The organism is Pseudomonas sp. Y24-6, assembly GCF_020295325.1.
Taxonomy (GTDB): domain Bacteria; phylum Pseudomonadota; class Gammaproteobacteria; order Pseudomonadales; family Pseudomonadaceae; genus Aquipseudomonas; species Aquipseudomonas gregormendelii.
In genome coordinates this window covers 314,935-333,309 of the sequence record NZ_JACBXG010000006.1, presented here as the reverse complement: position 1 = coordinate 333,309, position 18,375 = coordinate 314,935, and the positions used below count along the sequence as shown (strand labels likewise).

Genomic DNA, 18,375 nt, shown 5'->3' with positions numbered 1-18,375 from the left:
ATAGAGGGATACGACAGTGCCACGTTCTCTGAAAAAAGGTCCTTTTATTGATCTTCACCTACTGAAGAAGATCGAAGTGGCGGCGGAAAAGAACGATCGCAAACCAGTTAAAACCTGGTCGCGTCGTTCGATGATCCTGCCACAAATGGTCGGCTTGACCATTGCAGTGCATAACGGTCGTCAACATGTTCCAGTTCTCGTGAACGAAGACATGGTCGGCCACAAACTAGGCGAGTTTGCCGGTACCCGCACATATCGTGGGCACGTGGCAGACAAGAAAGCCAAGCGTTAAGGGGTAAGGAACGATGGAAGTAGCCGCTAAGTTGTCGGGCGCTCGAATCTCCGCCCAGAAAGCCCGCTTGGTCGCCGACCAGATCCGCGGGAAGAAGGTGGGCGAAGCGCTCAACCTGTTGGCTTTCAGCAGTAAGAAAGCCGCCGAGATCATGAAGAAAGTGCTGGAGTCGGCCGTAGCCAACGCCGAGCATAACGAAGGCGCAGACGTTGATGACCTTAAAGTCAGCACCGTTTTCGTCAACGAAGGGCGTTCGCTGAAGCGAATCATGCCGCGTGCCAAAGGCCGTGCTGATCGCATCGTCAAGCGGTCTTGCCATATCACTGTCAAGGTTGCTGACAAGTAACGGAGTCGAAGAGATGGGTCAGAAAGTACATCCCATTGGCATTCGCCTGGGAATCGTCAAGGAGCACACCTCCGTCTGGTACGCAGACGGTCGGACTTATGCGGACTATTTGTTCGCTGATCTGAAGGTGCGTGAGTATCTCCAAGACAAACTAAAAAGCGCGTCCGTAAGCCGTATCGATATCCATCGTCCGGCTCAAACAGCACGTATCACCATCCACACCGCTCGTCCAGGTATCGTTATCGGGAAGAAAGGTGAAGATGTTGAGAAACTGCGTCAGGACCTGACCAAGCAAATGGGTGTGCCTGTGCACATCAATATCGAAGAAATCCGCAAGCCGGAACTCGACGGTATGTTGGTTGCGCAGAGCGTAGCTCAGCAGCTGGAGCGTCGCGTAATGTTCCGTCGCGCTATGAAGCGCGCTGTACAGAACGCCATGCGCATTGGTGCCAAAGGCATCAAAATCCAAGTGAGCGGTCGTCTCGGCGGTGCTGAAATCGCACGTACTGAATGGTATCGCGAAGGTCGTGTGCCACTGCACACCCTGCGTGCCGACATCGACTATGCCAACTACGAAGCTCACACCACTTACGGTGTGATCGGTGTAAAGGTTTGGATCTTCAAAGGCGAAGTAATTGGTGGTCGCCAAGAAGAACTGAAACCACAAGCACCAGCGCCTCGTAAAAAAGCTGCTAAGTAAGGGGTACGCCAAATGTTGCAACCAAAGCGTACGAAGTTCCGCAAGCAGATGACTGGCCACAACCGTGGCTTGGCTCTGCGCGGTAGCAAAGTCAGCTTCGGCGAATATGCGCTGAAGTCTGTAGCTCGTGGTCGTCTCACCGCTCGTCAGATCGAGTCAGCGCGTCGTGCACTGACCCGTCACGTTAAACGTGGCGGCAAGATCTGGATCCGTGTATTCCCGGACAAGCCGATCTCCAAAAAGCCCCTCGAAGTTCGGATGGGTAAAGGTAAGGGTTCTGTGGAGTACTGGGTTGCCCAGATTCAGCCAGGCAAAGTCCTGTATGAAATCGAGGGCGTTTCTGAAGAGCTGGCGCGTGAGGCTTTTGCCCTGGCTGCTGCAAAGCTGCCGCTCGCCACCGCTTTTGTTAAACGGACGGTGATGTGATGAAAGCGAACGAACTTCGTGAAAAAGACGCGCCGCAGCTTAACGAGCAACTGCTCGGCCTGCTGCGCGACCAGTTCAATCTGCGCATGCAGAAAGCAACTGGCCAGTTGGGGCAGTCTCACCTGCTCCGGCAAGTTAAGCGTGACATCGCTCGCGTGAAGACTGTGCTCAAACAGCAGGCAGGTAAGTAATCATGGCTGAAGCCGAAAAAACCGTCCGTACGCTGACTGGCCGTGTTGTCAGCGACAAAATGGACAAGACCATCACCGTTCTGATCGAGCGTCGCGTAAAGCACCCGATCTACGGTAAATACGTTAAGCGTTCGACTAAGCTGCACGCGCACGACGAAACCAATCAGTGCCACATCGGCGACAAAGTCACTATTCGTGAAACTCGTCCTTTGGCCAAGACCAAGTCTTGGGCGCTGGTTGATGTTCTCGAACGCGCTGTGGAAGTCTAAGGACTAGGGGTCGGAGAAATTATATGATTCAGACTCAATCCATGCTCGATGTGGCCGATAACAGCGGCGCACGCCGCGTTATGTGCATCAAGGTGCTGGGTGGCTCCCATCGTCGTTACGCTGGTATCGGTGACATCATCAAAGTTACCGTGAAGGAAGCAATTCCCCGCGGTAAGGTGAAAAAAGGCCAAGTGATGACTGCTGTTGTAGTCCGCACTCGTCACGGCGTACGCCGTGCTGATGGCTCCATTATCCGCTTTGATGGCAACGCTGCTGTTCTTCTGAACAACAAGCAAGAGCCGATCGGCACCCGTATCTTTGGGCCAGTGACCCGTGAACTTCGTACTGAGAAGTTCATGAAGATCGTCTCGCTCGCCCCAGAAGTGCTGTAAGGAGATCCGACATGCAAAAGATTCGTCGTGACGACGAGATCATCGTGATCGCCGGCAAAGACAAAGGTAAGCGCGGTAAGGTGCTTAAGGTTCTCGCTAACAACCGTCTGGTTATTGGTGGTCTGAACCTGGTTAAGCGTCATACCAAGCCTAACCCGATGTCGGGCGTGCAAGGCGGTATCGTCGAAAAAGAAGCTCCACTGGACGCTTCTAACGTCGCCATTTTCAACGGCGAAACCAACAAGGCTGATCGCGTTGGTTTCAAAGTAGAAGACGGCAAGAAAATTCGTGTCTTCAAGTCGACCCAAAAAGCGGTTGATGCTTGAACACTGCTAGGTAGATGAGACCATGGCACGACTAAAAGAGATTTACTGGAAAGAAATCGCACCGAAGCTTAAGGAAGAACTTAAGCTTTCGAACGTGATGGAAGTTCCACGCGTTACAAAAATCACCCTGAACATGGGTCTGGGCGAAGCGGTCGGTGACAAAAAAGTCATCGAGCACGCTGTTGCCGACCTGGAAAAGATCACCGGTCAGAAAGTCGTTGTGACTTACGCTCGGAAATCCATCGCTGGCTTTAAAGTCCGTGAAGGTTGGCCGATCGGCGTCAAAGTGACCCTGCGCCGTGAGCGTATGTACGAATTCCTGGATCGTCTGCTGTCGATCTCCCTGCCTCGGGTCCGCGACTTCCGCGGCCTGAATGCCAAGTCCTTCGATGGTCGTGGTAACTACAGCATGGGCGTTAAAGAGCAGATCATCTTCCCGGAAATCGACTACGACAAGATCGATGCTCTCCGCGGTCTGGACATTACCCTGACCACCACTGCCAAGAACGATGATGAAGGTCGCGCCCTGTTGCGTGCTTTCAAATTCCCGTTCCGCAACTGATTGGAGTAGGAAAATGGCCAAGATGAGCATGAAAAACCGCGAGCTGAAACGTCAGCTCACGGTTGCCAAGTACGCCAAAAAGCGTGCAGCACTGAAAGCTATCATCGTTGATCTGAACGCAAGTCCAGAAGCGCGTTGGGAAGCTACAGTAGCTCTGCAGAAGCAGCCACGTGACGCAAGCGCCTCGCGCATGCGTAACCGCTGCCGCCTGACCGGTCGTCCACACGGTGTTTACCGCAAGTTCGGCCTCGGCCGTAACAAACTGCGTGAAGCTGCAATGCGTGGTGACGTACCTGGTCTGGTTAAAGCCAGCTGGTAAGTACCTTCGAAGTCCAGGTGGCCAGAATCGCAAGAGACTGACCGCCGGTGACCTAGAATCTGGAACAAGCCCCTTTTGGGGCTTGTTTCATTTCCGGAGTATGTCTAAAATACGCGGCTCGCCTGAGCCCGTGTGTTTTAGGCCCGGAGATTCTCGGCGACATATGTAGCCGCAAGGCTAATTTTTTTGTATTAGGAGCGTCTAGCCCATGAGTATGCAGGACCCGTTAGCGGACATGCTAACTCGAATCCGTAATGCCCAGATGGCTGAAAAGTCCGTCGTAAGCATGCCTTCTTCCACGTTGAAGGTGGCTGTAGCTAAAGTCCTGAAGGACGAAGGTTACATCGCGGGTTATCAGATCAGCAGCGAAACAAAACCACTGCTGTCTATCGAGCTGAAATATTTCGAAGGCCGTCCGGTCATCGAAGAAGTGAAGCGCGTTAGCCGTCCAGGCCTGCGTCAGTACAAGTCCGTCGATGATCTGCCAAAAGTTCGTGGCGGTCTCGGTGTGTCTATCGTCTCCACCAACAAAGGTGTGATGACGGATCGTGCTGCGCGCGCTGCCGGTGTCGGCGGCGAAGTTCTTTGCACTGTGTTCTAAGGGGGGATAAGCATGTCACGCGTCGCTAAGAACCCCGTTAAGCTGCCAGCCGGTGTCGAAGTCAAATTCGCAGGCCAACAGCTTTCGGTGAAGGGTGCCAAGGGCACTCTCGAACTGAACATCCATTCGTCCGTTGAGATCGTTGAAGAAGCTGGTGAGCTGCGTTTCGCTGCTCGCAATGGCGATCAACAAACTCGCGCAATGGCTGGTACCACTCGTGCGTTGGTAAACAACATGGTCCAAGGCGTAAGCCAAGGCTTCGAGCGCAAGCTCCAGCTGGTCGGTGTTGGTTACAAAGCGCAAGCAAAAGGCACAGTGCTGAATCTGGCTCTTGGCTTCTCGCACCCAGTGGATTATGAACTGCCGGAAGGCATCACCGCTGAGACTCCTAGCCAGACCGATATCCTGATCAAGGGCATCGACAAGCAGCTGGTAGGTCAAGTGGCCGCCGAGATCCGCGACTTCCGTCCACCAGAGCCGTACAAAGGCAAAGGTGTGCGCTACGCGGACGAAGTCGTCCGTCGTAAAGAAGCCAAGAAGAAGTAGGGCATAGCAAATGACCGACAAAAAAGTTACTCGACTGCGTCGCGCTCGCAAAGCACGCCTGAAAATGCACGAACTCGAAGTCGTGCGTCTCTGCGTGTTCCGCTCGTCGCAGCACATCTACGCCCAGGTCATTTCGGCCGACGGCGCCAAAGTTCTGGCATCCGCCTCGACTTTGGATAAAGAACTGCGTGATGGTGCCACTGGCAACATCGACGCGGCCACTAAGGTTGGCCAGCTGGTCGCTACGCGTGCTAAGGCCGCTGGCGTCTCGCAAGTGGCTTTCGACCGCTCTGGCTTCAAGTACCACGGCCGCGTTAAAGCGCTGGCTGATGCTGCTCGTGAAGCTGGGCTGGAGTTCTAAGTTATGTCAAATAACGACCAAAAGCGCGACGAAGGCTACATCGAGAAGCTGGTTCAAGTTAACCGCGTAGCCAAAACCGTTAAAGGCGGCCGTATCTTCACTTTCACCGCGTTGACCGTGGTGGGTGATGGTAAAGGGCGCGTTGGCTTCGGCCGTGGCAAGTCGCGTGAAGTGCCTGCTGCGATCCAGAAGGCAATGGAAGCTGCTCGCCGCAACATGATCCAAGTTGACCTGAACGGCACCACTCTGCAGTACGCAATGAAGTCCGCTCACGGCGCTTCGAAGGTGTACATGCAGCCTGCTTCTGAAGGTACCGGTATCATCGCTGGCGGCGCTATGCGTGCTGTCCTCGAGGTTGCTGGCGTTCAGAACGTTCTGGCCAAGTGCTATGGCTCGACTAACCCGGTAAACGTGGTTCACGCCACTTTCAAAGGTTTGAAAGCTATGCAGTCTCCTGAATCCATTGCCGCCAAGCGTGGCAAAAGCGTCAAGGAGATCTTCTGATCATGGCTACCGTTAAAGTAACGCTGATCAAAAGCATGACCGGCCGCATCCCTAACCACAAACTGTGCGTTAAGGGTCTGGGTCTGCGTCGCATCGGTCACACTGTAGAAGTACTTGATACTCCCGAGAATCGCGGGATGATCAACAAGGCTTACTACATGCTGCGTGTCGAGGGTTAATCGATGAAACTCAATGATCTGAGTCCAGCGCCGGGTTCCCGTCGCGAAAAGCATCGTCCGGGCCGTGGTATCGGTAGTGGTTTGGGCAAGACCGGTGGCCGTGGCCACAAAGGTCAGTCCTCCCGCTCCGGTGGCACCATTGCTCCAGGCTTTGAAGGCGGTCAACAGCCGCTGCATCGTCGCCTGCCGAAGTTCGGTTTCGTTTCCCTGAAAGCCATGGACCGCGCAGAAGTGCGTCTGTCCGAGCTGGCTAAAGTGGAAGGCGACATCGTCACCGTGCAGTCCCTGAAAGATGCCAACGTGATCAACGTCAACGTTCAGCGTGTGAAAATCATGCTGTCCGGCGAAGTGACTCGCGCTGTTACCATCGGAAAGGGAATCGGCGCCACCAAAGGTGCGCGTGCGGCTATCGAAGCAGCTGGCGGCAAGTTCGAGGAATAAATGGCTAAGCAAGGTGCTCTCTCTGCGCTCGGCAAAGGCGGTATGTCTGAACTCTGGGCTCGTCTGCGTTTTCTGTTCCTGGCGATTATCGTCTACCGAATAGGCGCACACATCCCGGTTCCAGGTATCAACCCGGACCGACTCGCGGACCTGTTTCGACAGAATGAGGGGACCATTCTTAGCTTGTTCAACATGTTTTCCGGCGGCGCGCTGGAGCGGATGAGCATCTTTGCACTGGGGATCATGCCGTACATTTCGGCGTCGATCATCATGCAACTGATGACAGCCGTCAGCCCGCAGCTGGAGCAGTTGAAGAAGGAAGGTGAAGCTGGGCGTCGCAAGATTGCCCAGTACACCCGCTACGGCACTGTCGTCCTCGCTCTCGTTCAGGCAATTGGCATGTCCATTGGTCTGGCGGGGCAGGGCGTATCGTTCACTGGTGACTTTGGCTTCCATTTCGTCGCAGTATCCACTTTTGTGGCTGGTGCGATGTTCATGATGTGGCTGGGTGAGCAGATTACTGAGCGTGGTGTTGGCAACGGTATCTCGATGTTGATTTTCGCAGGTATCGTCGCCGGTCTTCCGAGAGCGATCGGGCAGTCTTTCGAGTCTGCGCGTCAGGGTGATATCAACATTTTCGCCCTGGTTGCGATCGGTTTGCTGGCAGTAGCGATTATCGGTTTTGTGGTGTTCATTGAGCGTGGCCAGCGTCGTATTGCTGTTCACTACGCCAAGCGTCAGCAGGGCCGCAAGGTCTTTGCTGCGCAGACTAGCCACTTGCCGCTGAAGGTGAACATGGCCGGTGTTATTCCGGCTATTTTCGCGAGCAGCATTTTGCTGTTCCCGGCTTCGTTGGGTACCTGGTTCGGTCAGTCTGAAGGTATGGGCTGGTTGCAGGACATCTCGCAGTCGATCGCTCCTGGTCAGCCGTTGAATATTCTGCTGTTTAGTGCAGGGATTATTTTCTTCTGCTTCTTCTATACGGCGTTGATGTTCAATCCGAAAGACGTAGCGGAAAACCTGAAGAAGTCCGGTGCCTTTATTCCGGGCATCCGTCCAGGCGAGCAGTCGGCGCGCTACATTGATGGCGTTCTGACGCGTTTGACCCTGTTCGGTGCTCTATATATGACGGCCGTGTGCCTGCTGCCCCAGTTCCTGGTGGTTGCGGCAAACGTTCCGTTCTACCTTGGCGGGACCTCGTTGCTGATCGTCGTCGTGGTTGTGATGGACTTCATGTCCCAAGTACAATCGCACCTCGTTTCGCACCAGTACGAATCCCTGATGAAGAAAGCCAACCTGAAGGGTTACGGCAGCGGAATGTTGCGTTGAGTACCCATAAGGTTCGAGGAGTTGGTGATGAAAGTTCGTGCATCGGTGAAAAAGCTGTGCCGTAACTGCAAGATTATTCGCCGCGAAGGTGTTGTTCGAGTAATTTGCAGCGCGGAACCGCGTCACAAACAGCGCCAAGGCTGAGTGTGATTGTGCTTCAAGCCCGGTAGCTAGTGCGCTACCGGGTTGATTATTTGTTATTACAGCGATATTATCTCGCGCCCTATTTCTTGGCTTCCGGGGCGTAGGTAGCTGTCAATTGGAGTCCCACTGAATGGCCCGTATTGCAGGCGTTAACATTCCAGATAACAAGCATACTGTTATCTCGCTGACCTACATCTATGGTGTTGGTCGCACTACTGCGCAGAAAATTTGCGCAGTTGCTGGGGTAAACCCAGCCGCTAAGATCAAGGATCTGAGCGACGAGCAGATTGAATTGCTGCGTGGCGAAGTGGCGAAGTTCACCACTGAAGGTGACCTGCGTCGCGAAATCAACATGAAAATCAAGCGTTTGATGGACCTCGGTTGCTATCGCGGTCTGCGTCATCGTCGTGGTCTTCCAGTGCGCGGTCAGCGTACCAAGACTAACGCGCGTACCCGTAAAGGTCCGCGTAAGCCGATCCGCAAGTAATCGCCCCAGCGAATCGACAGGAAAATTATCATGGCAAAACCTGCTGCTCGTCCTCGTAAAAAAGTTAAAAAGACAGTGGTTGATGGCATCGCCCACATCCATGCTTCTTTTAACAACACAATCGTGACCATCACCGACCGTCAAGGTAACGCGCTTTCTTGGGCTACCTCCGGTGGTTCGGGTTTCCGCGGTTCCCGCAAGTCCACGCCGTTTGCTGCTCAAGTAGCTGCTGAACGTGCTGGTCAAGCTGCGCTGGAATACGGCCTGAAAAACCTCGACGTTAACGTCAAGGGTCCAGGTCCAGGTCGTGAGTCTGCTGTCCGTGCTTTGAACGGCTGTGGCTATAAGATCGCCAGCATCACCGACGTGACGCCAATCCCGCACAACGGGTGCCGTCCGCCGAAGAAGCGCCGCGTGTAATCCAGGAGATTGTAAAGAATGGCTCGTTACATTGGTCCAAAATGCAAACTCGCTCGTCGCGAAGGCACCGATCTCTTCCTGAAGAGCGGCGTGCGCGCGATCGAATCGAAGTGCAACATTGAAGCAGCACCTGGTATCCACGGCCAACGCCGCGGTCGCCAGTCCGATTACGGCACCCAACTGCGTGAAAAGCAGAAGGTCCGTCGTATCTACGGCGTTCTCGAGCGTCAATTCAGCGGCTACTACAAAGAAGCTGCTGGCAAGAAAGGTGCAACCGGTGAAAACCTGCTGCAACTGCTCGAATGCCGTCTGGACAACGTTGTATACCGTATGGGCTTTGGTTCGACTCGTGCCGAATCCCGTCAGCTGGTATCGCACAAATCCGTAAGCGTTAACGGTCAGACCGTAAACGTGCCGTCGTACCAGGTTCGTGCTGGTGACGTGGTCGCGATTCGCGAGAAAGCAAAGAACCAACTTCGCATTGTCCAAGCTCTCGATCTGTGTGCCCAACGTGGCCGCGTAGAATGGGTAGAAGTAGACACTGAGAAGAAGTCGGGCGTTTTCAAGAACGTTCCAGCTCGCAGTGATCTGTCCGCCGACATCAACGAAAGCCTGATTGTCGAGCTCTACTCCAAGTAAGGGCTAGAAAATAGGTGCATCCATGCAGATTTCGGTAAATGAGTTCCTGACACCCCGCCATATTGATGTGCAGGTTGTCAGTCCAACCCGCGCCAAGATCACTCTCGAGCCTCTCGAGCGTGGTTTCGGCCACACCCTGGGCAACGCGCTGCGACGCATCCTGTTGTCCTCAATGCCCGGCTGTGCAGTAGTCGAGGCCGAGATTGACGGTGTACTCCATGAGTACAGCGCCATCGAAGGCGTACAGGAAGACGTAATTGAAATCCTGTTGAACCTTAAAGGTCTGGCTATCAAGCTGCACGGTCGTGACGAAGTTACGCTGACCTTGTCGAAGAAGGGTTCGGGGGTGGTTACCGCTGCCGATATTCAGCTGGATCATGATGTCGAGATCGTTAACCCCGATCACGTAATCGCTAACCTGGCGTCTAACGGCGCCCTGAACATGAAGCTCACCGTAGCTCGTGGTCGTGGTTATGAACCGGCAGACTCGCGTCAGAGCGATGAAGACGAAAGCCGCAGCATCGGTCGCTTGCAGCTTGACTCTTCGTTCAGCCCGGTTCGCCGTATCGCATACGTGGTGGAAAACGCCCGTGTCGAGCAGCGTACTAACCTGGACAAGCTGGTTATTGATCTGGAAACCAACGGTACCCTGGATCCTGAAGAGGCTATCCGCCGTGCTGCAACCATCCTGCAACAGCAGTTGGCTGCGTTCGTCGATCTCAAAGGTGACAGTGAGCCAGTGGTTGTCGAGCAGGAAGACGAGATCGATCCGATCCTGCTTCGCCCGGTTGACGATCTGGAACTGACTGTACGTTCGGCTAACTGCCTTAAGGCGGAAAACATCTACTACATCGGTGACCTGATTCAGCGTACCGAAGTAGAGCTGTTGAAGACTCCGAACCTTGGCAAGAAATCCTTGACTGAAATCAAGGACGTTCTGGCCTCCCGCGGTCTGTCCCTCGGCATGCGCCTCGACAACTGGCCGCCTGCAAGTCTTAAGAAGGACGACAAGGCGACTGCCTGATCGTCGTAATCACCGAACGTTGTGTTTGGTAAGGAATGAACCATGCGTCATCGTAAAAGTGGTCGTCACCTGAGCCGCACCAGCTCGCACCGCAAGGCCATGTTTCAAAACATGGCGGTGTCGCTGTTCGAGCACGAGCTGATCAAAACTACACTGCCAAAAGCCAAAGAACTGCGTCGCGTTGCTGAGCCGCTGATCACTTTGGCCAAGACAGACAGCCTGGCTAACCGCCGTCTGGCTTTCGACCGTACTCGTTCGAAAGCTATCGTTGGTAAGCTCTTCAACGACCTGGGCAAGCGTTACGCTACCCGTGAGGGTGGCTACCTGCGCATCCTCAAGTGCGGTTTCCGCACTGGTGACAACGCGCCTATGGCGTACGTTGAGCTGGTTGATCGTCCAGTTGGCGGTGAAGCTGTATCCGCTGAGTAAGACGTCAGTCTGAAACGAAGAACCGGGCCTAGTTGCCCGGTTTTTTGTGTCTGCAAGAAATGCATCGCTCGTACAAGCTCCCTGTGGTGGTTACGGTCATCATTCGGTCGGGACTGTTGTTAGTATTTTTCTATTGATTGTCGCAAATTAATGAATTTGTAGATTAGGCGATCAATGGTAATACTCGTCTCAAGCCGATTAGCCGGCAAGATCCAGACCTGACAGAGGATGAACACCGCATGAGCCAAACCAAAACGCTAACCACCGCCAGTGGCGCTCCTGTCGCTGATAACCAGAATTCCCGCTCTGCAGGCCCTCGCGGCCCGCTGCTGCTCGACGATTTTCATCTGATCGAGAAGCTCGCACATTTCAACCGTGAAAACATTCCGGAACGCCGCGTCCACGCCAAGGGTTCAGGTGCCTATGGCACGTTCACGGTCACGCGTGACATTACCGAGTACACCAGCGCCAAGCTGTTCGAAGCGGTCGGCAAGCAAACCCCGACCTTCCTGCGATTCTCCACCGTAGGTGGTGAGCGTGGTTCGGCCGATACCGAGCGTGATCCACGGGGCTTCGCCCTGAAGTTCTATACCGAGGAAGGTAACTGGGACATCGTCGGTAACAACACGCCAGTGTTCTTCATCCGTGATCCGCTGAAATTTCCTGACTTCATCCACACGCAAAAACGTCTGCCCCAGAGCAATCTCAAAAGCGCGCAGATGATGTGGGACTTCTGGTCGCACTCGCCAGAGGCGCTGCACCAGGTCACCATCCTGTTCTCGGACCGGGGCATCCCTGACGGCTACCGTCACATGCACGGCTTCGGCAGCCACACCTACAGCCTGCTCAATGCCAAGGGCGAGCGTCACTGGGTGAAGTGGCACTACAAAACCCGACAAGGGATCAAGAACCTCGCGCCAGCAGATGCTGCACGCCTGGCCGGTACCGATCCAGATTACGCCCAGCGCGACCTGTTTGAAGCGATCGAGCGCGCAGACTTCCCGAAATGGCGCGTTTGCATTCAGATCATGACTGAAGCCCAAGCGGCTGCTCATTACGAGAATCCTTTCGACGTGACCAAGACCTGGTCGCAGAAAGAGTTTCCTCTGATCGAAGTGGGTGAGCTTGAGCTCAACCGTAATCCGCTGAACTACTTCGCTGAAGTCGAGCAAGCGGCATTCGGGCCAAGCAACATGGTCCCAGGTGTTGGCTTGTCGCCGGACCGCATGCTCCAGGGCCGTGTATTCGCTTATGCGGATGCCCACCGCTACCGCATAGGTACCAATCACCAGCATCTGCCGGTGAATGCACCTCGCAGCCCTGTGAACACCTACCAGCGCGACGGCTCGATGGCGTTTGGCAGCAATGGTGGTGCGGCACCCAACTATGAGCCCAACAGCTACGTGGACGCTCCTAAGCAGGCGCCTCGATACGCCGAGCCAGCCCTGCAGCTGAGCGGCGCCGCTGACCGCTTTGATCATCGCGAAGACACCGACTACTACAGTCACGCCGGTGCGCTGTTTCGCCTGATGAGCGACGAGCAAAAGCATTTGCTGGTCAGCAACATCAGCGCAGCGATGTCGGGTGTTTCCAGCGACGTGGTTGATCGTCAGCTGCAACATTTCTTCAAGGCCGATCCGGCGTATGGAGAAGCAATCGCAAAGGCACTCAACGTACAGATTAACGAAGTCTAAACGAGAAGCAGAACCGCCCTCATTTGGGCGGTTTTTGCGTTATTTAAGCCGGTTTTCTCTGAATATCTTCGCTTTTATTGCGTCTGGCGAGTGACGTTCCGGGCATGTTGGTTCAAACTACAGACTTTCAAGCAGGGAGATGTAGGGCGATGCAAGGCCACCCAGATGTTATCGATTACCTCAACACGTTGCTGACCGGCGAACTCGCCGCGCGTGACCAGTATTTTGTTCACTCGCGGATGTATGAGGACTGGGGGTTCACCGAGCTCTACGAACGCATCAACCACGAGATGGAAGAAGAGGCGCAGCACGCTGACGCCCTGATGCGTCGCATCCTGATGCTCGAAGGTACGCCACGCATGCGTCCGGATGACCTGGATGTGGGCACCACCGTGCCTGACATGCTCGCCGCCGACCTGCGCCTGGAATACAAAGTCCGCGCCGCACTCTGCAAGGGCATCGAGCTCTGCGAGTTGCACAAGGACTACGTCAGCCGCGAGATCCTGCGTATTCAGTTGAATGACACCGAAGAAGATCACACCTACTGGCTCGAGAAGCAGTTGGGCCTGATCAAGTTGATCGGTCTGGAGAATTACCTGCAATCGCAGTTCTGATTGCAAAATCTAAAGATCGTCCATACAAAAAAGCCCCTGTCACCGACAAAGTGACAGGGGCTTTTTCATAGGCGCAGATCAGTCCCGGTCGCGAGCCAGCAACGGCTTGAGATAAAAACCGGTGTGAGACTGCTTCATCTCGGACACTTCTTCGGGTGTGCCCACTGCGATGATCTGCCCACCCTTGGAGCCACCCTCGGGGCCGAGATCCACCAGCCAGTCAGCCGTCTTGATCACATCCAGGTTGTGCTCGATCACTACCACGGTATTGCCGTGGTCGCGCAGACGGTGCAACACATCGAGCAGTTGCTGGATATCCGCAAAGTGCAAGCCGGTGGTCGGCTCATCGAGGATGTACAGGGTCTTGCCCGTGTCACGTTTCGACAGCTCGCGGGACAGTTTGACCCGCTGGGCTTCACCGCCGGACAAGGTGGTCGCCGACTGTCCGAGCTTGATGTAGGACAAGCCCACGTCCATCAGGGTCTGAAGCTTTCGCGCCAGAGCCGGAACCGCATCGAAGAATACCCGGGCTTCCTCGATGGTCATCTCGAGGGTTTCGTGAATGTTCTTGCCCTTGTACTTGATCTCCAGGGTTTCGCGGTTGTAGCGCTTGCTCTTGCAGACGTCGCACGGCACGTAGATGTCCGGCAGGAAGTGCATCTCTACCTTGATCAGGCCATCACCCTGGCACGCTTCGCAGCGGCCACCCTTTACGTTGAAGGAGAAGCGACCCGGGCCGTAACCACGGGATCGGGACTCCGGTACGCCGGCAAACAATTCGCGAATCGGCGTGAACAGTCCGGTGTAGGTCGCCGGGTTGGAGCGCGGCGTACGACCGATCGGGCTCTGATCGATGTCGACAACCTTGTCCAGATGCTCCAGCCCCTTGATGCTGTCGTGTGCGGCAGCTTCGAGTGTGGTTGCACCGTTCAGCGCAGTGGCGCTCAGGGGAAACAGGGTGTTGTTGATCAGCGTCGACTTGCCCGAGCCGGACACGCCGGTCACGCAGGTCAACAGGCCGATCGGAATCTCCAGGTCGACATTGCGCAGGTTGTTGCCGCGAGCGCCCTTGAGAGACAACGACAGCTTCTTGTTGCGTGGGGTGCGCTTGGCGGGCACCGCGATCTTCACACGTCCGGACAAATACTTGCCGGTCAATGAATCCGGGTGGGCCATGACCTCGGCGGGCGTGCCCTCGGCAACGATATGTCCGCCGTGTACACCGGCGCCTGGGCCGATATCCACTACGTAATCCGCCAGGCGGATCGCGTCTTCATCATGCTCGACCACGATCACCGTGTTACCGATGTCGCGCAGGTGCTTGAGGGTGCCCAGCAGACGGTCGTTGTCACGTTGATGCAGACCGATTGAAGGCTCGTCGAGGATGTACAGCACGCCCACCAGGCCGGCGCCAATCTGGCTGGCCAGGCGGATTCGCTGGGCTTCACCGCCGGACAAGGTGTCAGCACTACGGTCCAGCGAGAGGTAGTCGAGACCCACGTTAACCAGGAACTGCAGGCGCTCGCGTATTTCCTTGAGGATTTTGTCGGCAATTTCACCGCGACGACCGGTAAGCTTCAGCCCACCGAAATATTCACAGGCGTCGCCAATCGGCAGGTTGGTCACTGCCGGCAGCGTCTTCTCGCCCACCCAGACGTGCCGCGCTTCGCGACGCAGTCGGGTGCCGCGGCAGTCCGGGCAAGGCTGGGTACTCAGGAACTTGGCCAGCTCTTCGCGTACCGACGCCGACTCGGTTTCGCGATAGCGACGTTCCAGGTTAGGCACGATGCCTTCGAATAGGTGCGAGCGTTTGACGATATCGCCACGGTCATTCAGGTATTTGAAGTCGACGTTCTGCGAGCCACTGCCATGCAGAATGAATTTCTGCTGATCGGCGGGCAATTCGTTGAATGGCACTTCAAGGCTGAATTTGTAATGCGAGGCCAACGACCCGAGCATCTGGAAGTAATAGACGTTGCGCCGATCCCAGCCGCGTATGGCGCCCTCTGCGAGTGTCAGCTCGCCATTGACCAGTCGCTTGATATCGAAAAACTGTTTCACCCCCAGGCCGTCGCAGGTGGGGCAAGCGCCAGCCGGGTTGTTGAAAGAAAACAGCTTTGGCTCAAGCTCGCTGATCGCATGGCCGCAGATCGGGCAGGCGAAGCGCGCGGAGAAGATGATCTCTTCACCAGGCTCGTCGTCCATCGGCGCTACCAGGGCAATGCCGTCGGCCAGTTTCAAGGCGGTCTCGAAAGACTCGGCCAGGCGCTGTTGCAGATCGGCGCGAACCTTGAAGCGGTCGACCACGACATCAATCGAATGCTTTTTCTGCTTGTCCAGCTTCGGCAGTTCATCCAGCTCGCACAGCCGGCCGTTCACCCGGGCGCGCACGAAGCCCTGGGCGCGCAGCTCTTCGAAGACCGAAAGGTGTTCGCCTTTGCGCTCGCGAATGACCGGGGCCAGCAGCATCAGCTTGCTGCCCTCCGGTTGGGCGAGGACCAGGTCGACCATCTGGCTGACGGTTTGCGCTTCCAGCGGGATATCGTGGTCCGGGCAGCGCGGGATACCAACGCGGGCGTACAGCAGGCGCAGGTAATCGTAGATTTCGGTGATGGTGCCGACGGTCGAGCGCGGGTTGTGCGACGTCGACTTCTGCTCGATGGAAATCGCTGGCGACAAGCCTTCAATGGTGTCGACGTCAGGTTTTTCCATCATCGACAGGAACTGCCGCGCATAGGCCGACAGCGATTCGACGTAGCGGCGCTGGCCCTCGGCGTACAGGGTGTCAAAAGCCAGGGAAGACTTGCCGGATCCGGACAGGCCGGTGATGACGATCAGTTTGTCCCGTGGCAGGGTCAGGTCGATGTTCTTCAGGTTGTGGGTTCGGGCCCCACGAATCAGGATCTTGTCCAAAGTGGCCTCGCTTGGCGGGCGTCGAAAACGTAGGAGTATACGGCCAAATACTGGATGGATGCACACTATCAAACGAGCGGGTTATTCTCTTACATGAAGAGTCTGTCAGGTGAGCGCGGCAAAGCGTCGCGATATACCCTGTCAATCGATGGGACTGGTAGAATCGCCGCCGGTTCACATGAGGTTTTTCCATGCACGATCCCCACAGCGAACGCATGAGTGGCAGTGAGACCCGCGCAGCAAGCGGTCTGGCCCTGGTGTTCGCCTTCCGTATGCTTGGCATGTTCATGGTGTTGCCCGTGTTGGCGACCTATGGCATGGACCTGGCTGGCGCCACCCCGGCCCTCATCGGACTGGCGATTGGCGCTTACGGCCTGACCCAGGCGCTCTTCCAGATTCCGTTCGGCTTCATTTCCGATCGCATCGGCCGTCGCCCGGTGATCTACCTGGGGCTGATCATCTTTGCCCTGGGTAGCGTATTGGCCGCCAATGCCGATTCGATCTGGGGGGTGATTGCCGGGCGGATCCTGCAGGGTGCAGGCGCGATTTCCGCTGCGGTGATGGCACTGCTGTCCGACCTGACCCGCGAGCAGCACCGCACGAAAGCCATGGCCATGATCGGCATGACCATCGGTTTGTCATTCGCCGTCGCAATGGTCGTGGGCCCTCTGCTGACACGCGCCTTCGGCCTCTCCGGGTTGTTCCTGGCCACTGGCGCCATGGCGCTGCTTGGCATCGTCATCGTGATGTTCATGGTGCCCCGTGCCACCGGTCCGCTGCAGCATCGAGAATCCGGTGTGGCCCGCCAGGCGCTGCTGCCAACGCTCAAGCATCCGGACCTGTTGCGCCTGGACCTGGGCATTTTTGTGTTGCACGCCATGTTGATGTCCAGCTTCGTCGCCTTGCCCCTGGCACTGGTCGAAAAAGCAGGCCTGCCCAAGGAGCAGCACTGGTGGGTTTACCTCACTGCGCTGCTGATTTCCTTCTTCGCCATGATCCCGTTCATTATCTACGGCGAGAAGAAACGCAAAATGAAACGAGTTTTATTGGGCGCGGTGCTGACGCTGATGCTCACTGAGCTATTCTTCTGGCAGTTCGGCGATAGCTTGCGGGCTCTGGTAATCGGCACGGTGGTGTTCTTTACCGCGTTCAATCTGCTGGAAGCTTCGTTGCCATCGCTGATCAGCAAGGTTTCACCGGCAGGCGGCAAGGGCACGGCCATGGGGGTTTATTCCACCAGTCAGTTCCTCGGTTCGGCGTTGGGCGGGATCATGGGCGGGTGGATGTTCCAGCATGGCGGTTTGTCGGCTGTGTTCCTTGGATGCGCCGGGCTGGCTGCCCTCTGGTTGGCCTTTGCTGTTACCATGCGCGAACCACCCTACGTGACGAGCCTGCGCTTGCCGCTGTCGCCCGAGGCGATCCGCGAAGCGGGTCTGGTCGAGCGCCTGATGGCCGTCGTAGGGGTAACAGACGCAGTCGTGGTTGCTGATGAAGCAGCCATTTACATCAAATTGGACACCGAACTATTGGATCGCACCACCCTCGAGCGCCTGGTGAACAACCCGGCCCCGACAGCGTGCGAAGCCTAGGAGAACGTTATGGCCCGTGGGGTTAACAAAGTCATATTGGTCGGCACTTGCGGCCAGGATCCCGAAGTTCGCTACCTGCCTAACGGTAACGCCGTGACTAACCTGAGTCTGGCGACCAGCGAACAGTGGACCGACAAGCAAACCGGTCAGAAGGTCGAGAAGACCGAATGGCACCGTGTATCGATGTTCGGCAAGGTTGCCGAGATCGCCGGCGAATACCTGCGTAAGGGTTCGCAGGTGTACATCGAAGGCAAGCTGCAGACCCGCGAATGGGAAAAAGACGGTATCAAGCGTTACACCACTGAAATCGTGGTCGACATGCAAGGCACCATGCAGTTGCTGGGCGGCCGTCCACAGCAGGGCGACCAGCAAGGCGGGGGCAACAACTACCAGCAGTCCGCCCCGGCTCCACGCCAGCAGGCTCCGCGCCCGCAATCGGCACCGCAACAGTCTGCACCGCAACAGTCGCGTCCAGCCCCTCAGCAGGCCGCTGCGCAGCCGGCTCCGGATTTCGACAGCTTTGATGACGATATCCCGTTCTGAGTCCCACCAAAGACCTTTTTGTTAGGTTTTTCCTGAGAGCCCCCGCATTGCGGGGGTTTTCTCGTTTTTGAGCCGTAAAAAATAAATTGACGGTT

28 protein-coding genes are annotated in these 18,375 nt (G+C 56.1%); 27 read left to right on the top strand and 1 reads right to left on the bottom strand.

Going from position 1 to position 18,375, the window contains the following annotated elements:
- Positions 1-16 precede the first annotated feature (16 nt).
- The 25 genes from rpsS (at position 17) to bfr (ending at position 13,235) form a co-directional block, all read left to right on the top strand.
- The gene (rpsS, locus tag HYI44_RS14640) at positions 17-292 is read left to right on the top strand and encodes a 30S ribosomal protein S19 (protein ID WP_002555486.1); all 276 of its coding nucleotides are present in this window, start codon (positions 17-19) and stop codon (positions 290-292) included.
- A gap of 13 nt (positions 293-305) precedes the next feature.
- On the top strand, positions 306-638 hold the full coding sequence (gene rplV, locus HYI44_RS14635) for a 50S ribosomal protein L22 (protein WP_003103908.1): 333 nt from the start codon (positions 306-308) through the stop codon (positions 636-638).
- Between the two features lie 13 nt (positions 639-651).
- Positions 652-1,338 carry a 30S ribosomal protein S3 gene (rpsC, locus tag HYI44_RS14630; protein WP_003176422.1) on the top strand — a complete coding sequence of 229 codons (687 nt, stop codon included), beginning with the start codon at positions 652-654 and terminating at the stop codon, positions 1,336-1,338.
- 12 nt (positions 1,339-1,350) lie between these two features.
- Positions 1,351-1,764 carry a 50S ribosomal protein L16 gene (gene rplP, locus HYI44_RS14625; RefSeq protein WP_122838845.1) on the top strand — a complete coding sequence of 138 codons (414 nt, stop codon included), beginning with the start codon at positions 1,351-1,353 and terminating at the stop codon, positions 1,762-1,764.
- The gene (rpmC, locus tag HYI44_RS14620; protein ID WP_008030901.1) at positions 1,764-1,955 is read left to right on the top strand and encodes a 50S ribosomal protein L29; all 192 of its coding nucleotides are present in this window, start codon (positions 1,764-1,766) and stop codon (positions 1,953-1,955) included. Before rplP ends, rpmC begins: the two co-directional genes overlap by 1 nt.
- Before the next feature lie 2 nt (positions 1,956-1,957).
- A complete protein-coding gene (rpsQ, locus tag HYI44_RS14615) occupies positions 1,958-2,224 on the top strand; it encodes a 30S ribosomal protein S17 (protein ID WP_003176419.1) in 267 nt (88 codons plus the stop codon).
- Between the two features lie 23 nt (positions 2,225-2,247).
- Entirely contained in the window at positions 2,248-2,616 is a 369-nt protein-coding gene (gene rplN, locus HYI44_RS14610) for a 50S ribosomal protein L14 (protein WP_002555479.1), read from the top strand.
- Between the two features lie 11 nt (positions 2,617-2,627).
- A complete protein-coding gene (rplX, locus tag HYI44_RS14605; RefSeq protein ID WP_003176416.1) occupies positions 2,628-2,942 on the top strand; it encodes a 50S ribosomal protein L24 in 315 nt (104 codons plus the stop codon).
- Positions 2,943-2,964: 22 nt separating this feature from the next.
- Entirely contained in the window at positions 2,965-3,504 is a 540-nt protein-coding gene (gene rplE / locus HYI44_RS14600; protein WP_003176415.1) for a 50S ribosomal protein L5, read from the top strand.
- Positions 3,505-3,517: 13 nt separating this feature from the next.
- Positions 3,518-3,823, top strand: coding sequence for a 30S ribosomal protein S14 (gene rpsN / locus HYI44_RS14595; protein ID WP_003176414.1), 306 nt, complete (start codon positions 3,518-3,520; stop codon positions 3,821-3,823).
- Positions 3,824-4,031: 208 nt separating this feature from the next.
- A complete protein-coding gene (gene rpsH, locus HYI44_RS14590; protein ID WP_008065722.1) occupies positions 4,032-4,424 on the top strand; it encodes a 30S ribosomal protein S8 in 393 nt (130 codons plus the stop codon).
- 12 nt (positions 4,425-4,436) lie between these two features.
- On the top strand, positions 4,437-4,970 hold the full coding sequence (gene rplF / locus HYI44_RS14585; RefSeq protein WP_003176412.1) for a 50S ribosomal protein L6: 534 nt from the start codon (positions 4,437-4,439) through the stop codon (positions 4,968-4,970).
- A 10-nt stretch (positions 4,971-4,980) separates the two neighbouring features.
- A complete protein-coding gene (gene rplR, locus HYI44_RS14580; RefSeq protein WP_017341069.1) occupies positions 4,981-5,331 on the top strand; it encodes a 50S ribosomal protein L18 in 351 nt (116 codons plus the stop codon).
- Positions 5,332-5,334: 3 nt separating this feature from the next.
- Entirely contained in the window at positions 5,335-5,835 is a 501-nt protein-coding gene (gene rpsE, locus HYI44_RS14575) for a 30S ribosomal protein S5 (protein ID WP_003186035.1), read from the top strand.
- 2 nt (positions 5,836-5,837) lie between these two features.
- Positions 5,838-6,014, top strand: a complete 177-nt coding sequence (gene rpmD / locus HYI44_RS14570) for a 50S ribosomal protein L30 (protein WP_003186033.1) — start codon at positions 5,838-5,840, stop codon at positions 6,012-6,014.
- A 3-nt stretch (positions 6,015-6,017) separates the two neighbouring features.
- Positions 6,018-6,455, top strand: a complete 438-nt coding sequence (rplO, locus tag HYI44_RS14565) for a 50S ribosomal protein L15 (protein ID WP_007896782.1) — start codon at positions 6,018-6,020, stop codon at positions 6,453-6,455.
- Positions 6,456-7,784, top strand: coding sequence for a preprotein translocase subunit SecY (secY, locus tag HYI44_RS14560; RefSeq protein ID WP_008073883.1), 1,329 nt, complete (start codon positions 6,456-6,458; stop codon positions 7,782-7,784).
- Positions 7,785-7,811: 27 nt separating this feature from the next.
- Entirely contained in the window at positions 7,812-7,928 is a 117-nt protein-coding gene (gene rpmJ, locus HYI44_RS14555; protein ID WP_002555468.1) for a 50S ribosomal protein L36, read from the top strand.
- A gap of 130 nt (positions 7,929-8,058) precedes the next feature.
- A complete protein-coding gene (gene rpsM, locus HYI44_RS14550; protein WP_024077676.1) occupies positions 8,059-8,415 on the top strand; it encodes a 30S ribosomal protein S13 in 357 nt (118 codons plus the stop codon).
- A gap of 30 nt (positions 8,416-8,445) precedes the next feature.
- Entirely contained in the window at positions 8,446-8,835 is a 390-nt protein-coding gene (gene rpsK / locus HYI44_RS14545) for a 30S ribosomal protein S11 (protein ID WP_002555466.1), read from the top strand.
- A gap of 18 nt (positions 8,836-8,853) precedes the next feature.
- Positions 8,854-9,474 (top strand): 30S ribosomal protein S4, encoded by a 621-nt coding sequence (rpsD, locus tag HYI44_RS14540; protein WP_003210056.1) that lies wholly within the window; start codon positions 8,854-8,856, stop codon positions 9,472-9,474.
- Between the two features lie 22 nt (positions 9,475-9,496).
- Positions 9,497-10,498, top strand: a complete 1,002-nt coding sequence (locus HYI44_RS14535) for a DNA-directed RNA polymerase subunit alpha (RefSeq protein WP_003186012.1) — start codon at positions 9,497-9,499, stop codon at positions 10,496-10,498.
- A 42-nt stretch (positions 10,499-10,540) separates the two neighbouring features.
- On the top strand, positions 10,541-10,927 hold the full coding sequence (rplQ, locus tag HYI44_RS14530; RefSeq protein WP_007896790.1) for a 50S ribosomal protein L17: 387 nt from the start codon (positions 10,541-10,543) through the stop codon (positions 10,925-10,927).
- Between the two features lie 239 nt (positions 10,928-11,166).
- Positions 11,167-12,621 carry a catalase gene (locus tag HYI44_RS14525; RefSeq protein ID WP_225569702.1) on the top strand — a complete coding sequence of 485 codons (1,455 nt, stop codon included), beginning with the start codon at positions 11,167-11,169 and terminating at the stop codon, positions 12,619-12,621.
- A 149-nt stretch (positions 12,622-12,770) separates the two neighbouring features.
- Positions 12,771-13,235 (top strand): bacterioferritin, encoded by a 465-nt coding sequence (gene bfr, locus HYI44_RS14520; RefSeq protein WP_045057470.1) that lies wholly within the window; start codon positions 12,771-12,773, stop codon positions 13,233-13,235.
- Positions 13,236-13,313: 78 nt separating this feature from the next.
- On the opposite strand, the gene uvrA is transcribed toward bfr, so the two are convergent.
- A complete protein-coding gene (gene uvrA, locus HYI44_RS14515; RefSeq protein ID WP_225569701.1) occupies positions 13,314-16,148 on the bottom strand; it encodes an excinuclease ABC subunit UvrA in 2,835 nt (944 codons plus the stop codon).
- A gap of 191 nt (positions 16,149-16,339) precedes the next feature.
- Here uvrA and HYI44_RS14510 point away from each other — a divergent pair, with 191 nt between their 5' ends.
- Both HYI44_RS14510 and HYI44_RS14505 read left to right on the top strand, forming a co-directional pair.
- The gene (locus HYI44_RS14510) at positions 16,340-17,737 is read left to right on the top strand and encodes an MFS transporter (RefSeq protein WP_045057472.1); all 1,398 of its coding nucleotides are present in this window, start codon (positions 16,340-16,342) and stop codon (positions 17,735-17,737) included.
- A 9-nt stretch (positions 17,738-17,746) separates the two neighbouring features.
- A complete protein-coding gene (locus tag HYI44_RS14505; RefSeq protein WP_045057473.1) occupies positions 17,747-18,280 on the top strand; it encodes a single-stranded DNA-binding protein in 534 nt (177 codons plus the stop codon).
- Positions 18,281-18,375 lie beyond the last annotated feature (95 nt).

Bases quoted from the DNA above. Each gene is read 5' to 3' on its own strand.
- rpsD (WP_003210056.1), top strand. From the start codon at position 8,854: ATGGCTCGTTACATTGGTCCAAAATGCAAACTCGCTCGTCGCGAAGGC.
- rplR (WP_017341069.1), top strand. From the start codon at position 4,981: ATGACCGACAAAAAAGTTACTCGACTGCGTCGCGCTCGCAAAGCACGC.
- rplN (WP_002555479.1), top strand. From the start codon at position 2,248: ATGATTCAGACTCAATCCATGCTCGATGTGGCCGATAACAGCGGCGCA.
- rplP (WP_122838845.1), top strand. From the start codon at position 1,351: ATGTTGCAACCAAAGCGTACGAAGTTCCGCAAGCAGATGACTGGCCAC.
- rpsQ (WP_003176419.1), top strand. From the start codon at position 1,958: ATGGCTGAAGCCGAAAAAACCGTCCGTACGCTGACTGGCCGTGTTGTC.
- rplV (WP_003103908.1), top strand. From the start codon at position 306: ATGGAAGTAGCCGCTAAGTTGTCGGGCGCTCGAATCTCCGCCCAGAAA.
- rplE (WP_003176415.1), top strand. From the start codon at position 2,965: ATGGCACGACTAAAAGAGATTTACTGGAAAGAAATCGCACCGAAGCTT.
- HYI44_RS14505 (WP_045057473.1), top strand. From the start codon at position 17,747: ATGGCCCGTGGGGTTAACAAAGTCATATTGGTCGGCACTTGCGGCCAG.
- HYI44_RS14535 (WP_003186012.1), top strand. From the start codon at position 9,497: ATGCAGATTTCGGTAAATGAGTTCCTGACACCCCGCCATATTGATGTG.
- secY (WP_008073883.1), top strand. From the start codon at position 6,456: ATGGCTAAGCAAGGTGCTCTCTCTGCGCTCGGCAAAGGCGGTATGTCT.
- rpsE (WP_003186035.1), top strand. From the start codon at position 5,335: ATGTCAAATAACGACCAAAAGCGCGACGAAGGCTACATCGAGAAGCTG.
- rpmC (WP_008030901.1), top strand. From the start codon at position 1,764: ATGAAAGCGAACGAACTTCGTGAAAAAGACGCGCCGCAGCTTAACGAG.
- rpsH (WP_008065722.1), top strand. From the start codon at position 4,032: ATGAGTATGCAGGACCCGTTAGCGGACATGCTAACTCGAATCCGTAAT.
- rpmD (WP_003186033.1), top strand. From the start codon at position 5,838: ATGGCTACCGTTAAAGTAACGCTGATCAAAAGCATGACCGGCCGCATC.
- rplX (WP_003176416.1), top strand. From the start codon at position 2,628: ATGCAAAAGATTCGTCGTGACGACGAGATCATCGTGATCGCCGGCAAA.
- rpsM (WP_024077676.1), top strand. From the start codon at position 8,059: ATGGCCCGTATTGCAGGCGTTAACATTCCAGATAACAAGCATACTGTT.
- rpsN (WP_003176414.1), top strand. From the start codon at position 3,518: ATGGCCAAGATGAGCATGAAAAACCGCGAGCTGAAACGTCAGCTCACG.
- rpmJ (WP_002555468.1), top strand. From the start codon at position 7,812: ATGAAAGTTCGTGCATCGGTGAAAAAGCTGTGCCGTAACTGCAAGATT.
- HYI44_RS14510 (WP_045057472.1), top strand. From the start codon at position 16,340: ATGCACGATCCCCACAGCGAACGCATGAGTGGCAGTGAGACCCGCGCA.
- bfr (WP_045057470.1), top strand. From the start codon at position 12,771: ATGCAAGGCCACCCAGATGTTATCGATTACCTCAACACGTTGCTGACC.
- HYI44_RS14525 (WP_225569702.1), top strand. From the start codon at position 11,167: ATGAGCCAAACCAAAACGCTAACCACCGCCAGTGGCGCTCCTGTCGCT.
- rplQ (WP_007896790.1), top strand. From the start codon at position 10,541: ATGCGTCATCGTAAAAGTGGTCGTCACCTGAGCCGCACCAGCTCGCAC.
- rplF (WP_003176412.1), top strand. From the start codon at position 4,437: ATGTCACGCGTCGCTAAGAACCCCGTTAAGCTGCCAGCCGGTGTCGAA.
- rpsC (WP_003176422.1), top strand. From the start codon at position 652: ATGGGTCAGAAAGTACATCCCATTGGCATTCGCCTGGGAATCGTCAAG.
- rplO (WP_007896782.1), top strand. From the start codon at position 6,018: ATGAAACTCAATGATCTGAGTCCAGCGCCGGGTTCCCGTCGCGAAAAG.
- rpsK (WP_002555466.1), top strand. From the start codon at position 8,446: ATGGCAAAACCTGCTGCTCGTCCTCGTAAAAAAGTTAAAAAGACAGTG.